Raw genomic sequence first — 13,869 nt, 5'->3', positions numbered from 1 at the left:
CCGGTTATGTGTCCACCGAGGTGGACCGGGTAGTGAATTACTGACGCCGGGGCTGTGCCCCGGCGCCATTAATGTGCAGTAACCATAGCGTGTATTAGTGCACCAGCATGCCGGTGAGCCAGTACGCCTGGGCCAGCGTGATCAGGCCAACGATGGTGGCGAAGAACAGGCTGTGCTTGAGGGTGAAGCGGAACAGGTCAGACTCTTTACCCACCAGACCGGTCGCGGCACATGCCACTGCGATCGATTGCGGGGAAATCATTTTGCCGGTCACACCACCGCTGGTATTGGCGGCAACCATCAGGGTGTCGCTGACGCCGATCTGGTGTGCGGTAGTGGCTTGCAGCGAGCTGAACAGGGCGTTGGACGAGGTGTCGGAACCGGTCAGGAACACGCCCAGCCAGCCAAGGAATGGCGAGAAGAACGGGAATGCCGCGCCCGTACCTGCCAGCACCAGGGCCATAGTGGAAGACATGCCCGAGTAGTTGGTAACGAAGGCAAAGGCCAGCACCATACCGATGGACAGGATCGGCCAGCGGAGTTCGTAGAGGGTCTCTTTTAAAGTGGTAAGACCAGTCTTGATGTCGATTTTCAGGATCAGCATCGAGATCAGCGCGGAGAAGAAGATCGCGGTGCCAGTGGCTGAAATCGGGTCAAGTTTGAATACGGCTGCAATGGCTGTCGGTGCGTTGACGATCGGTGCAGTCTTGATCACCAGTTGATCAAGGTGCGGGATCGCGAAGTTGAATACCCAGCCGTACATCGAACCACCGGCGGAGAACATGGCCTTGAACGGTTTGAGGGTCCAGATGGTGACCAGCACGGTCAGGATCAGGAACGGCGACCACGCCTTGAGGATCTGCATCAGGCTGTAAGGCGAAGCCATCAGGTTGGTCGGCTTGCCGAAACCACCTGCACTGGCGGTGACGGTTACGTCCGACGAAACGCCAGCGATCTGAGCGCCTGCGGTGCGTTTTGGTTGCCACACTTTGAGGAACAGCGTCAGGCTGACCAGGCTGGCGAGGGCCGAGGTGATGTCCGGAAGTTCCGGGCCAATGTAGTTCGAGGTGTAGTACTGGGTGATGGCGAAGCTCAAGCCGGCCACCAGGGCTGCGGGCCAGGTTTCACGCACGCCGCGCAGGCCATCCATCATGAAGACGAGCCAGAACGGTACGAACAGCGACAGCAATGGCAGCTGACGGCCAGCCATGGCGCCGATCTTGAAGGCGTCGATGCCGGTCACCTGGCCTGCAACGATGATCGGGATGCCCAGGGCGCCAAAGGCCACCGGCGCGGTGTTGGCGATCAGGCACAGGCCTGCTGCGTACAGAGGGTTGAAACCCAGGCCTACGAGCAGTGCGGCAGTAATCGCTACCGGGGCACCGAAACCGGCTGCACCTTCAAGGAATGCACCGAAGCAGAAGCCGATCAGCAGCACTTGCAGGCGCTGATCGTCAGTGATCGACAGTACGGAACTGCGGATGATTTCAAACTGGCCGCTCTTGACGGTCAATTTGTAGAGGAACACCGCGGCAACGATGATCCAGGCAATCGGCCAAAGGCCATAGGCAAATCCATAGCCCGCTGCTGCGAAGGCCATGTCGACAGGCATCTGGAAGGCGAAGATGGCCACCAGAATCGACAGGCCCAGGGTAATGCTGCCTGCGACGTGACCTTTGAGGCGGAACACGGCCAGGGCCAGGAAGAAGAATACGATCGGGATAACGGCCGCGAGAGCGGACAGGCCGAGGCTGCCGAGCGGACTGTAGAGCTGTTGCCAGGTTTGCATATGGGGTGGCCCCTAATTGTTATTGGTTGATGCTACGATTGCATTTGGTATATTGGTATTACCAATTTACAGTCGCTGTTGGCTAGGTTAAAAGCCTTATGTGGCATGTGTCAATTTGCCGCCTCACAATCTTTAGTCGAGGTGCTCGTCGTCGGGGCATCTGCCCGGGGTTTCAGGCGGTGTTCTGGTGGGTGTGTGAGTGGCGCTAATCAGCGAGAATAGCGGCCCCCGGCGCGTGGTCGGGAGGGTGGAGAGCAGTTATGGGGTTTGATCAGATTCGTCAGCGCCGTTTGTCGGACGATATTGTCGAGCAACTTGAGGGGATGATCCTTGAGGGCACGCTGAAGTCGGGTGAGCGTTTGCCCGCCGAACGTGCGCTGGCGGAACAGTTTGGCGTGTCGCGCCCGTCGTTGCGTGAGGCGATCCAGAAATTGTCGGCCAAGGGGCTGCTGGTCAGTCGTCAGGGGGGCGGCAATTATGTGGCGACATCGCTGGGCTCGACGTTCAGCGATCCCTTGCTGCAACTGCTCGAAAGCAACCCCGAAGCACAGCGCGATCTGCTTGAGTTTCGTCACACCCTTGAGGCTTCGTGCGCTTTTTACGCCGCATCCAGAGCCACCGAGATGGATCGCGAGCGACTACGGCTGGCGTTTGAACGATTGCAGGATTGTTATGCGCGGGTTGATGAGGTCAGTCGCTCGGAAGAGGGAGAGGCGGATGCGAGCTTCCATCTGGCTATCGCTGAGGCGAGCCATAACGCGGTGTTGTTGCACACGATTCGCGGGCTGTTCGATCTGCTCAAGCGCAACGTGGTGACTAACATTGGCGGGATGTACAAGCAGCGCAGCGAAACGCGCGACATGCTGATCAGTCAGCACCGCGAGTTGTACCTGGCGATTATCGAGGGCAGGGCGGAGGACGCCCGGGAAGTGGCGAGCCGCCATTTGGTGTACGTGCAGGAGGTACTGGAAGAAGTGCGTCAGGAAGTGCAGCGCATGGCGCGGGCCGAGCGGCGTAATGGGTTGTAAAGGTTAAGGCAAAACTTGTGGGAGCGGGCTTGTTCGCGATTGCATCGATGCGGTTCTACTGAAAGACCGTATCGCCTGCATCGCGAGCAAGCCCGCTCCCACAAGAGCAAGGGTGAAAGAACTAGTCTTCCTTGCCCTTGTTGCGCACTGCGCGCTGCAACTCGCGGTCAGAATCACGCTCGCGCTCGGTATGACGCTTGTCGTATTCCTTCTTGCCTTTACCCAGGGCAATTTCGCACTTGATCAAGTGCTTGCTCCAGTAAAGCGAGAGGCAGACGCAGGCGTAACCCTTCTGCTGCACTGCGGCAAACAGCTTTTCCAGCTCGCGCTGGTTAAGCAGCAGTTTGCGGCTGCGCGTCGGGTCGGCGATGACGTGGGTGCTGGCAGTCGTCAGGGGTGAAATATGGCTGCCGAGCAACCATGCTTCACCATCCTTGAGCAGCACATAACTGTCGACCAGTTGTGCCTTGCCTGCACGCAGACTTTTTACTTCCCAGCCGGCCAGGACCAGACCAGCCTCGAACCGATGTTCGATGAAGTAATCGTGTCGCGCTTTTTTATTCTGCGCGATGGTCCCTGTAGGGTGTTTCTTCTGTTTAGCCATAGGGCCGGCATTATAGGCAGTTGCGAGCGTGTCGGCTACGGGCACCTGCGTGCTTGAGCACGTAGGTTGATTCCCGGACAATGCGCCCTCTTTTTTTAGTGGTTGGGCGTAGTAACGATGTCGACAGACAAGGTTTCTGTCCACGGCAGTTGGGCAAGCCGTTGGGTCTTTATTTTCGCTGCGACCGGTTCTGCCGTGGGTTTGGGCAGTATCTGGAAATTTCCCTATATGGTTGGCGTCTATGGCGGCGGCGCATTTGTATTGGTGTTTTTGGCCTGCATCGCGCTGATTGGTGTGCCGGTCATGTTGGCTGAAACCCTGATCGGGCGGCGTGCGCGGCTTAGTCCGGCGAATGCCTTGAAGGTGTTGGCGGTAGAGGCCGGGCACTCGGGGCGTTGGTCGTGGGGGGCTTTTGCCGGGATGATTACGGCGCTGCTGATTTTATCTTTCTATAGCGTGGTGGGCGGTTGGTCGCTGGATTACATCATTAATATGGGCAAGGGTGATTTTCAGGGCGCGACGGCCGCTCAGGTCGGTGAGTACTTTGGTGGCGTGATTTCCAACCCGTGGAGGCTCACTTTCTGGCACACCGCGTTTATGTTGTTGTCGGCGTATGTGATTGCCAAAGGCGTGGTGGCGGGGCTTGAGCGCAGCCTGAAGATCATGATGCCGTTGCTGTTTGTGCTGCTGCTGGTGTTGCTGGGTTACAGCATGACCACAGGGCACTTTATGCAGGGCGTGCATTTCATGTTCGACTTCAACCCTGATCGCGTGCTCGATGGTTTGCTGGCGGCGATGGGACATGCCTTCTTTTCGCTGAGTGTGGGCGTGGGCTCGATCATGATTTACGGCGCGTATATGCCGAAGAACGTATCGATTTCCGGAACTGTCGTGGGGGTCGCCCTGATCGACACGTTTGTCTCATTGCTCGCCGGGCTGGCATTGTTTCCAATTGTCTTCGCGTCGGGACTTAACCCTGGCGAAGGGCCGGGGTTGATGTTTGTGACCTTGCCTTTTGCCTTCGGCAATGTGGCGTTTGGTCAGTTGATGGGCGTGGTGTTTTTCGTTCTGGTGGCAGTGGCCGCCTGGAGCTCAGCCATTTCATTGCTTGAGCCGATGGTGGCTTATCTGGTGGAACGGACCAAGGTTCGACGCTTGTGGGTCACGTTCTGGCTGGCGTTCAGTTGCTGGTTTGTTGGGCTGGGCACGGTGTTTTCGTTCAATATCTGGAAACAGGCCAAGTTTTTCGTGAGTGAAGACTCGGGTTTTCACCTCTATCAATGGGGCGCTGCAAGCGGCCTGGACTTCTTTGGTGTCGTCGATTTCTTCACCTCGCGTATCATGTTGCCTTTGGGCGGGCTGTGCTTTGTGGTCTTTGCAGGCTGGATCATGGGGCGCGGTGCGGTTCGCGACGAGTTGTCGATGCGTAGCCCGGTGTTGTTCGCCCTGACTCTTTTTTTGATGCGCTATGTGGCGCCACTCGGCATTCTGATTGTGTTTGCCGCCCAGCTGTGGAAGTAACGCTGACATGACTACCCATATCCAACGCTCCGCTTTGTTGCCTTATCCAGCCCAGGCTCTTTATGACCTGGTGAATGATGTTGCGAGTTACCCGCAATTTTTGCCGTGGTGTTCGTCTGCCGAAATCCTGGAAAGCACTGAGGTGCTGATGCGCGCCAGCCTGGGTGTGGCGAAGGGCGGCCTGAGCCAGCACTTCGTGACCTGCAATACGCTGGTGCCGGGTCAATCCATTGAAATGAACCTGGAAGAAGGCCCGTTTACCAAGCTGCACGGCATGTGGGTGTTCAAACCGTTGGGTGAGAAGGCCTGCAAGATCAGCCTGGACATGACCTTCGATTACGCCGGGGCTATCGTCAAGGCGACCCTGGGGCCTTTGTTCAATCAGGCGGCCAACACGCTGGTGGATGCATTCTGTCAGCGTGCCAAGCAGTTGTATGGCTGAGCTCATGATTGACGTAGAGGTGGTGTATGCCGCTGTTGATCGTCAGTGCCTGCTGACTGTGGTTGTACCCCAGGGTACGACCTTGCGGGCTGCGGTTTTGGCGTCGGGCATGGGGCGTGAGTTTCCCGAACTCGATCTGGCGAATTGCCCGGTGGGGATATTCGGCAAGCAGGTCGCAGAGCCTGAAACCCGGGTGTTGCAGGCGGGCGATCGCATTGAGATGTATCGCCCGCTGCTGGCCGACCCTAAAGAAATTCGGCGTCAGCGTGCGGCTAAAGCTGCCGAGGCCAAGCGTCTGAGTCAGCAGTGAGCTCTTTATGGCAGGCAACAAAAAGCCCGGCATGCCGGGCTTTTTTGTGCCGAACGCTTATTGTTCGGTTGTGTCCAGAGGTTCTGGCGTAGGAACCGGTACGGTTTCAACACCGTCTACGTCCTTCTGGATTTGATCAAGCAACGAACCAGGCTTGGCTGGAACTTCGCTCTTCTCGACTGGAGCTTCAGTGGCCGGTTCGGTCACGTTTGTGCCGCCGGTTTTGCCGAGAATGGCTTCGTCGCGGCTTACACCAGGCTTGAAGTCGCCTGACAAGCTTACGAGCTGGTCATTTTGGTTGAAGAACACGCTGACGCGTTCCTGTTGGCGTTCACCGCCGCCGGGCTGCAGGCTATACAGGTAATCCCAGCGATCAGGGTGGAATGTATCGGTCAGCAGGGCGTTGCCCATGATAAACCGCACTTGCCGACGGGTCATTCCCGGGCGTAACTGGTTTATCATGTCCTGCGTGACGACATTGCCCTGTTGGATGTCGATTTTGTAAACCCCGGGGAATGAACAACCGGCGAGTGCGAGCAGTCCCACAAAGGTGAAACTGGTTAGCAAGAGCTTGGTGTTTTGCATCGGTGGGCGACTTCCACTATCTTGGCTGGGACAACGTAAACGCCGATCATACCCGTATTAAGAGAAGCTGCGAAGCCGCTTCCGCGAGAAAGCTAACCATGGTTGAAAATAGCGAACTACGTAAGGCCGGACTTAAGGTGACTCTGCCACGAGTCAAAATTCTACAGATGCTTGACTCTGCAGAGCAGCGTCACATGAGCGCCGAGGACGTTTACAAGGCACTTATGCAAGCAGGCGAGGACGTCGGTCTGGCCACGGTTTACCGTGTGCTGACCCAGTTCGAGTCAGCCGGGCTGGTGATTCGCCATAACTTTGATGGCGGTCATGCGGTCTTTGAATTGGCTGATGCTGACGGCGGCCACCACGACCATATGGTCAACGTGGACAGCGGTGAAGTGATCGAGTTTTTCGACGAAGACATCGAAAAACTGCAGCACGCCATTGCAGCCAAGCACGGTGTTGAGTTGGTGGATCACAACTTGGTGCTGTACGTGCGCAAGAAGTCCAAGTAAGCATGTCACGCGAGCTACGGTTCGCGAAACGATCGAAGGCGGCCCTAGGGCCGCCTTCGTGCTTTCTGATATCGGTCTTTTGATAACCGTTCGTCGTTAAGCCGCCAGATTCTTTGCAGTGACGACCATTTTTTTGGCGTGGGCCAAGGATTCTTTGGTCAGGTCGACACCGCCGAGCATGCGTGCAACCTCTTCTACGCGCTCTTTTTTGCTCAATTTGGCCACGGCAGTACGGGTGGTATCGCTCTCGCGGACCTTGTGTACAAAAAGGTGTTGATGACATTGGGCAGCCACTTGCGGCAAGTGAGTGACTGTCAGTACCTGGCCTCGCTCGCCAAGGCGGCGTAGCAGTTGCCCCACGATTTCGGCCGTCGGGCCGCCAATCCCGACATCCACTTCGTCGAATACCAGAGTGGGTACGCGGGATGTTTGAGCGGTAATTACCTGGATGGCCAGGCTGATACGTGACAGCTCACCGCCAGAGGCAACTTTGGCCAATGCCTTGAGTGGCTGGCCGGGGTTGGCACTTACGAGCAGTTCGACCTGCTCCAGGCCTTGAGGCATAGGGTCATTGCTGCTCTGTGGGCGCAGTTCAATCACGAAACGGCCACCGGGCATGCCAAGGCGCTGTATTTCTTCTTCAACGGCACTGCTCAGGCGCGTTGCAGCCTGGCTGCGCAAGTTGCTGAGTTCGCGTGCGCACTCATGATAGTGGCGGGAATAGGACGTCAGCTCATTGGCCAGGCGTTCGATGTTCTCGTCGTTGGCGTTGAGGGTTTCGAGTTCATCCAGCAGTTTTTGCTGCAAGGCAGCCACTTCGGTGGGTTGCACGCGGTGTTTGCGCGCCAGTGTATAGATGGTGTCGAGCCTTTCTTCCAGGTACTGCAGTCGGCCTGGATCAGCATCAAAATGGTCGATAAAGCGATTGAGCTCGCCCACGGCTTCTTCGACTTGAATTTGTGCGCTGGCCAGCAGATCGGTGGCTTCGCCCAGTGAGCCCGAGTTGTTGTTGATGCTTGAAAGGCGATTGAGGCTCACCGTCAGGGCATTGAGCACGTTGCCTGAGTCGCTTTCGCTGCATTGCTCCACCACCTGGCGGCATATGGTCAGCAAGGTTTCGGCGTTGGTCAGGTTTTTGTGTTCCTGTTCCAGTTCTTCCAGTTCGTTCTCGCCCAGGGAAAGGGTTTCAAGTTCTTCGAGCTGGTAGCTGAGCAGTTGATGGCGCGAGCGCTGTTCATCGCCGGAGTTGGACAGGTGTTCAAGCTCTTGCCTGGTCTGGCGCCAGCGTTGCGCGGCCAATTGCACCTGGCGGGCAAGGTCGGTGGCGCCGGCGAACTCGTCGAGCAGGCGGCGGTGGGTGTCGGGTTTGAGCAGCGACTGGTGCTCGTGCTGGCTGTGGATATCAATCAGCAGCTCGCCCAGGGCCTTGAGGTCGCCTTGGGGGCAGGGGGTGCCGTTGATGTAGCTGCGCGAGCGGCCTTCGGCAGTAATGACTCGGCGCAAGATGCACGGACCTTCGCCTTCCAGGTCGCGCTCGGCAAGCCAGGCCCGGGCTTCTGGTATGTCTTGCAGGTCGAACGTGGCCAGGATATCGGCCTTGTCGGCTCCCGGGCGGACAACACCGCTGTCTGCGCGGTCCCCTAGTGTGAGGCCCAGGGCGTCGAGCATGATCGATTTGCCGGCACCGGTCTCGCCAGTGATTACACTCATCCCGCGATCCAGTTCGAGATCGAGATGTTCAACGATGGCGTAGTTGTGTACGGACAGGTGCACCAGCATAGGAGCTGCTCCAAAACGTAATGTCTGGTTATTTATACAGTGTTTTGTTTCGTGCTGACAATGGCTGTGCTTAGTTCGATTTGCTTGTTTTTTTGGATTTTTTAGCTCGATTTTGTTTTTTTGCAGGTAACGCCAGGGGGCTCTAACATCTATTTTCTGGTTTTCAGGCTCTTGAACCTGAGAATTGCGACCCCATATACCTTGGCAGAAGCGCGAGTCGAGCTCGCGGACGAAGTTTGAAAGGAGAAATCTATGGCAGACGAACAGACTATGGATACGCAGAACCAGGACGCCAACCAGGCCGCCGATGTAGCAGGTGAAGATTTGGCAGCCCGTGTGCAGGTGCTTGAAGAGCAGCTGGCAGCCGCTAATGATCAGGCTCTGCGCGTAGCTGCCGATCTGCAGAACGTTCGCCGCCGCGCTGAGCAGGATGTTGAGAAGGCTCACAAGTTTGCGCTGGAGAAGTTCGCTGGCGACCTGTTGCCGGTGATCGACAGTCTGGAGCGCGGTCTTGAGCTGTCCAGCCCGGACGATGAAAACATTCGTCCGATGCGCGAAGGGATCGAACTGACCCTGAAAATGTTCCAGGACACCCTGAAGCGTTATCAGCTGGAAGCGATCGACCCGCACGGCGAGCCCTTCAATGCCGAGCATCATCAGGCGATGGCAATGCAGGAAAGTGCTGACCTGGAGCCAAACAGTGTGCTCAAGGTGTTTCAAAAGGGTTATCAGCTCAATGGTCGCTTGCTGCGCCCGGCTATGGTCGTAGTCAGCAAGGCGCCAGCGCCGGTTTCGCCATCGATTGACGAAAAGGCTTGAAATCGGCCGCAAGGCCCCCATTTAGAAGTCAAGCGTTAAGCAATGCCGCAGTTGGTCATTACTGCTGCGGCAACAAAATTCAAATTTAGGGAGAGTAAACATGGGCAGAATTATCGGTATTGACCTCGGGACCACCAACTCGTGTGTTTCGGTTCTGGAAAACGGTAAAGCAAAAGTTATCGAAAACGCAGAAGGCGCGCGCACTACGCCGTCGATCGTTGCGTACGCCAATGATGGCGAAATTCTGGTTGGCCAGTCGGCCAAGCGTCAGGCAGTGACCAATCCGCATAACACCCTGTACGCGGTGAAGCGTCTGATCGGTCGTCGCTTTGACGAAGAAGTCGTACAGAAAGACATTCAGATGGTTCCGTACAAGATCGCCAAGGCTGACAACGGCGACGCTTGGGTTGAAGTGAACGGCCAGAAAATGGCTCCGCCACAGATTTCGGCTGAAATTCTGAAGAAAATGAAGAAAACCGCCGAAGACTACCTCGGCGAGCCAGTGACTGAAGCGGTCATTACCGTTCCGGCCTACTTCAACGACAGCCAGCGTCAGGCAACCAAAGACGCCGGCCGTATCGCGGGTCTGGACGTTAAACGCATCATCAACGAACCAACCGCAGCTGCTCTGGCTTACGGTATGGACAAAGCGAAGGGCGACCACACTGTCATCGTTTATGACTTGGGTGGCGGTACTTTCGACGTGTCGGTCATTGAAATTGCCGAAGTTGATGGCGAGCACCAGTTTGAAGTGCTGGCAACCAACGGTGACACGTTCCTGGGTGGTGAAGACTTTGACATCCGTCTGATCGACTACCTGGTTGACGAGTTCAAGAAAGAAAGCGGCATGAACCTCAAAGGTGACCCGCTGGCGATGCAGCGTCTGAAAGAAGCTGCTGAAAAAGCCAAGATCGAACTGTCTTCGAGCCAGTCGACTGACGTGAATCTGCCTTACATCACTGCAGATGCCACCGGTCCTAAGCACTTGAACGTGAAGATTTCCCGCGCCAAGCTGGAATCGCTGGTTGAAGACCTGGTTCAGCGCACCATCGAGCCTTGCCGCATTGCTCTGAAAGACGCTGGTATCGACGTTGGCGCGATCAACGACGTGATCTTGGTCGGTGGTCAGACTCGTATGCCGCTGGTACAGAAGCTGGTAACCGAGTTCTTCGGCAAGGAAGCACGTAAAGACGTGAACCCGGACGAAGCTGTTGCAATGGGTGCTGCCATCCAGGGCGCGGTATTGGCCGGTGATGTTAAAGACGTTCTGTTGCTGGACGTGAGCCCGCTGACTCTGGGTATCGAAACCATGGGCGGTGTAATGACTGCTCTGATCGAGAAAAACACCACGATTCCTACCAAGAAATCGCAAGTGTTCTCGACTGCTGACGATAACCAAGGCGCTGTGACCATTCACGTACTGCAAGGTGAGCGTAAGCAAGCCGCACAGAACAAGTCGTTGGGCAAGTTCGATCTGGCCGACATTCCACCAGCTCCACGTGGCGTGCCTCAGATCGAAGTAACCTTCGATATCGATGCCAACGGCATCCTGCACGTAAGTGCAAAAGACAAGGCGACTGGCAAGTCTCAGTCCATCGTGATCAAGGCTAACTCGGGTCTGTCCGAGGAAGAAATCGCTCAGATGGTTCGTGATGCCGAGATCAATGCTGAGGAAGACCGCAAGTTCGAAGAGCTGGCAGCTGCACGTAACCAGGGCGACGCACTGGTTCACTCGACTCGCAAAATGATCGTCGATGCTGGCGACAAGGTAACCGAGGAAGAGAAAGCTGCAATCGAAGCTGCTGTAGTTGCACTTGAAGCCGCTGTTAAAGGCGACGACAAGGCTGCTATCGAAGCCAAGGTTGAAGAGCTGTCCAAGGTGTCTGCTCCGGTTGCACAGAAAATGTACGCCGAGCAAGCGAACCCGGCAGACGCAGCGGCCAAGCCAGCTGATTCGGCTGAAAAAGCGGACGACGTTGTCGACGCTGAGTTCGAAGAAGTAAAAGACAACAAGTAATCAGCTTGTTTGTCGGCCAGTTGACCGCGCTTTAGCGGTGACTGGTAGGATGTCGCCGCGCGGGAGCTTGCTCCCGCGTTGGCGTGTCTGGAGTAAAGGAATTTTTACAGCATGCGACAAGGTCGAATGCTGGCGGTTTGGTCTGGATCTTTCTTGTTTTCCGGCCAGAGGTAATCGCTCCTGTCGGCCAATGCATTGGCTGTTAAACAGAAACCAATATCGTTGAAAAGACGTGAGTCGGGTCTGATCCTTTTCGGGCTTGGCGGGTTTGGCGAGGCTCGGGAGGGTTTTGTCGAACGTCCTTGAGAGTGCAAAGAATTATGGCAAAGCGCGACTATTACGAAATATTGGGTGTTGAACGCACTACGACTGAGATCGAACTGAAAAAAGCTTATCGCCGACTGGCGATGAAGCATCACCCGGACCGCAATCCGGATGACAAGGCCTCGGAAGAACTGTTCAAGGAAGCTAACGAAGCTTACGAAGTTCTGTCGGACTCCAGCAAGCGTGCGGCCTACGATCAATACGGCCATGCCGGTGTTGATCCGCAAATGGGTGGCGGCGGTGCTGGTTTTGGCGGCCAGAACTTCTCCGATATTTTTGGCGATGTGTTCAGCGATTTCTTTGGTGGTGGCCGTGGCGGCTCCCGGGGCGGCGCTCAGCGTGGCAGTGATTTGCGCTACACGCTGGAGCTGGATCTGGAAGAGGCCGTGCGCGGTACCACGGTCAATATCCGCGTTCCGACGCTGGTCAACTGCAAGCCATGTGACGGCTCGGGCGCCAAGAAGGGCTCTTCGCCTGTGACCTGTACAACCTGTGGCGGTATTGGTCAGGTGCGCATGCAGCAGGGTTTCTTCGCTGTTCAGCAGACTTGCCCGCGTTGCCATGGTCAAGGCAAGGTCATCTCTGATCCGTGTGACAGCTGCCGTGGCGAAGGCCGTGTAGAAGAATACAAAACCCTTTCCGTGAAAGTCCCTGCGGGCGTTGATACCGGCGATCGCATTCGTCTGTCGGGCGAAGGCGAGGCGGGTGTACAGGGTGGGCCGACTGGCGATCTGTATGTAGTGATCGATGTGCGCGAGCACGCGATTTTCCAGCGCGACGGCAAGCATTTGTTCTGTGAAGTGCCGATCAGCGTGGCTGATGCCGCATTGGGCGCAGAGCTTGAAGTGCCAACGCTGGATGGTCGGGTCAAGTTGAAAGTCCCTGAAGGTACTCAGACTGGCAAGCAGTTCCGCTTGCGTGGCAAGGGCGTTGCTCCGGTGCGTGGCGGTGGTGCAGGCGATCTGATGTGCCGCGTTGTAGTTGAAACTCCAGTCAAGTTGAGTCGTCGTCAGCGTGAACTGATGGAAGAGTTCCGTACCACGCTGGAAGGCGATAGCTGCCATTCCCCAAACGCCACGGGCTGGTTTGAAGGCGTGAAGCGTTTTTTCGGCGACCTGTAAGGAGCGGTAGATGCGACGTATAGCTGTGATGGGCGCTGCCGGGCGCATGGGCAAGACATTGATCGATGCGGTGCAGCAGCGCTCGCCACTGTGCGGGCTGACGGCGGCAATCGTTCGTCCGGGCAGTTCCCTGGTGGGGGCTGATGCCGGCGAGCTGGCTTCTGTCGGGCGAATTGATGTGCCGTTGTCGGCTAGCCTGCAGGAGGTCGCTGCTGATTTTGATGTGCTCATCGATTTCACTTTGCCTGAAGTGATGCTGGGCAATCTGGCGGTGTGTCGCAAGCTGGGCAAGGCCATGGTGATTGGCACCACGGGCTTGAGTGCGGCGCAAAAACAGCTGTTGGTCGAAGCGGGTCAGGACATTGCGATTGTCTTTGCTTCCAACTTCAGTGTCGGGGTCAATCTGTCATTCAAGTTGCTGGATATGGCGGCGCGGGTGATGGGTGATGAGGCGGATATCGAAATCATCGAGGCGCACCATCGGCACAAGGTCGACGCTCCTTCGGGAACGGCGATGCGCATGGGTGAGGTGATTGCCGATGCGCTGGGCCGCGATCTGCAAAAGGTTGCGGTATATGGTCGTGAAGGCCATACCGGTGCTCGTGACCGTGAAACCATCGGTTTTGCCACTGTGCGCGGCGGTGATGTGGTGGGTGATCATACGGTGCTGTTTGCCACTGAGGGTGAGCGTCTCGAGATTACCCACAAGGCATCCAGTCGCATGACCTTTGCCAAGGGTGCCGTTCGTGCTGCCTTGTGGCTGGAAGGGCGAGAGCCCGGCGTGTATGACATGCAGGATGTGCTCGACCTGCGTTGAGTTATCTCTGTAAAATCGGGCTGTTGGCGCGCCAGCAGCCCGATTTTTAACCGCTAAGCGATTTCCTGTCGCATTCTCCTGTCTTTTAGACTCTTTAGCGGTAGACCAAAAAAGCCTTTTTCTGTAAGCTACAGCTTTAGTGTGTCCACTAAAAGCGCGCAGATAATTCGATGAAGAAGCGGGGTGACGTGTCCATACGTC

At 56.6% G+C, this 13,869-nt stretch carries 13 protein-coding genes; 9 read left to right on the top strand and 4 right to left on the bottom strand.

From position 1 onward, the window contains the following. Window positions 1-94: 94 nt before the first annotated feature. Window positions 95-1,789: a lactate permease LctP family transporter gene (locus tag V6P94_RS23995; protein WP_133078314.1), complete on the bottom strand. Its 1,695-nt coding sequence runs from the start codon at window positions 1,787-1,789 to the stop codon at window positions 95-97. Between the two features lie 260 nt (window positions 1,790-2,049). Between V6P94_RS23995 and V6P94_RS23990 the strand changes: the two genes are divergently transcribed. Next, on the top strand, window positions 2,050-2,817 hold the full coding sequence (locus V6P94_RS23990) for a GntR family transcriptional regulator (RefSeq protein ID WP_133078313.1): 768 nt from the start codon (window positions 2,050-2,052) through the stop codon (window positions 2,815-2,817). A 121-nt stretch (window positions 2,818-2,938) separates the two neighbouring features. Here V6P94_RS23990 and smpB read toward each other — a convergent pair whose 3' ends face one another. Further along, on the bottom strand, window positions 2,939-3,421 hold the full coding sequence (smpB, locus tag V6P94_RS23985; protein ID WP_048362119.1) for an SsrA-binding protein SmpB: 483 nt from the start codon (window positions 3,419-3,421) through the stop codon (window positions 2,939-2,941). A 117-nt stretch (window positions 3,422-3,538) separates the two neighbouring features. On the opposite strand from smpB, the gene V6P94_RS23980 reads away from it, so the two are divergent. From V6P94_RS23980 to V6P94_RS23970, 3 genes are read left to right on the top strand one after another with little or no spacing between them, the layout of a single operon-like run. Beyond that, window positions 3,539-4,942, top strand: a complete 1,404-nt coding sequence (locus V6P94_RS23980) for a sodium-dependent transporter (RefSeq protein ID WP_219262433.1) — start codon at window positions 3,539-3,541, stop codon at window positions 4,940-4,942. Window positions 4,943-4,949: 7 nt separating this feature from the next. Further along, a complete protein-coding gene (locus V6P94_RS23975; protein ID WP_019825884.1) occupies window positions 4,950-5,384 on the top strand; it encodes a type II toxin-antitoxin system RatA family toxin in 435 nt (144 codons plus the stop codon). Beyond that, window positions 5,377-5,694, top strand: coding sequence for an RnfH family protein (locus V6P94_RS23970; RefSeq protein ID WP_219262434.1), 318 nt, complete (start codon window positions 5,377-5,379; stop codon window positions 5,692-5,694). Before V6P94_RS23975 ends, V6P94_RS23970 begins: the two co-directional genes overlap by 8 nt. A 57-nt stretch (window positions 5,695-5,751) precedes the next feature. On the opposite strand, the gene V6P94_RS23965 is transcribed toward V6P94_RS23970, so the two are convergent. Beyond that, window positions 5,752-6,279, bottom strand: coding sequence for an outer membrane protein assembly factor BamE (locus V6P94_RS23965; RefSeq protein WP_048352541.1), 528 nt, complete (start codon window positions 6,277-6,279; stop codon window positions 5,752-5,754). Between the two features lie 98 nt (window positions 6,280-6,377). Between V6P94_RS23965 and fur the strand changes: the two genes are divergently transcribed. Next, window positions 6,378-6,791, top strand: coding sequence for a ferric iron uptake transcriptional regulator (gene fur, locus V6P94_RS23960; protein WP_019825889.1), 414 nt, complete (start codon window positions 6,378-6,380; stop codon window positions 6,789-6,791). Window positions 6,792-6,887: 96 nt separating this feature from the next. Here fur and recN read toward each other — a convergent pair whose 3' ends face one another. Beyond that, the gene (gene recN, locus V6P94_RS23955; protein ID WP_326397331.1) at window positions 6,888-8,570 is read right to left on the bottom strand and encodes a DNA repair protein RecN; all 1,683 of its coding nucleotides are present in this window, start codon (window positions 8,568-8,570) and stop codon (window positions 6,888-6,890) included. A gap of 252 nt (window positions 8,571-8,822) precedes the next feature. On the opposite strand from recN, the gene grpE reads away from it, so the two are divergent. The 4 genes from grpE to dapB all read left to right on the top strand — a co-directional run bounded on the left by grpE (window position 8,823) and on the right by dapB (window position 13,668). Continuing rightward, window positions 8,823-9,389, top strand: coding sequence for a nucleotide exchange factor GrpE (gene grpE / locus V6P94_RS23950; RefSeq protein ID WP_133078309.1), 567 nt, complete (start codon window positions 8,823-8,825; stop codon window positions 9,387-9,389). A 100-nt stretch (window positions 9,390-9,489) separates the two neighbouring features. Next, window positions 9,490-11,406: a molecular chaperone DnaK gene (gene dnaK, locus V6P94_RS23945; RefSeq protein WP_019825894.1), complete on the top strand. Its 1,917-nt coding sequence runs from the start codon at window positions 9,490-9,492 to the stop codon at window positions 11,404-11,406. Window positions 11,407-11,726: 320 nt separating this feature from the next. Beyond that, entirely contained in the window at window positions 11,727-12,851 is a 1,125-nt protein-coding gene (dnaJ, locus tag V6P94_RS23940) for a molecular chaperone DnaJ (RefSeq protein ID WP_019825896.1), read from the top strand. A 10-nt stretch (window positions 12,852-12,861) separates the two neighbouring features. Beyond that, complete coding sequence (gene dapB / locus V6P94_RS23935; protein WP_219262436.1) at window positions 12,862-13,668, top strand: 4-hydroxy-tetrahydrodipicolinate reductase; 807 nt, start codon at window positions 12,862-12,864, stop codon at window positions 13,666-13,668. Window positions 13,669-13,869: the final 201 nt, after the last annotated feature.

Origin of the sequence: Pseudomonas sp. ML2-2023-3 (genome assembly GCF_037055275.1) — a bacterium.
In the GTDB taxonomy this organism is placed as follows: domain Bacteria; phylum Pseudomonadota; class Gammaproteobacteria; order Pseudomonadales; family Pseudomonadaceae; genus Aquipseudomonas.
This window is presented reverse-complemented; position numbering and strand designations above follow the sequence as displayed.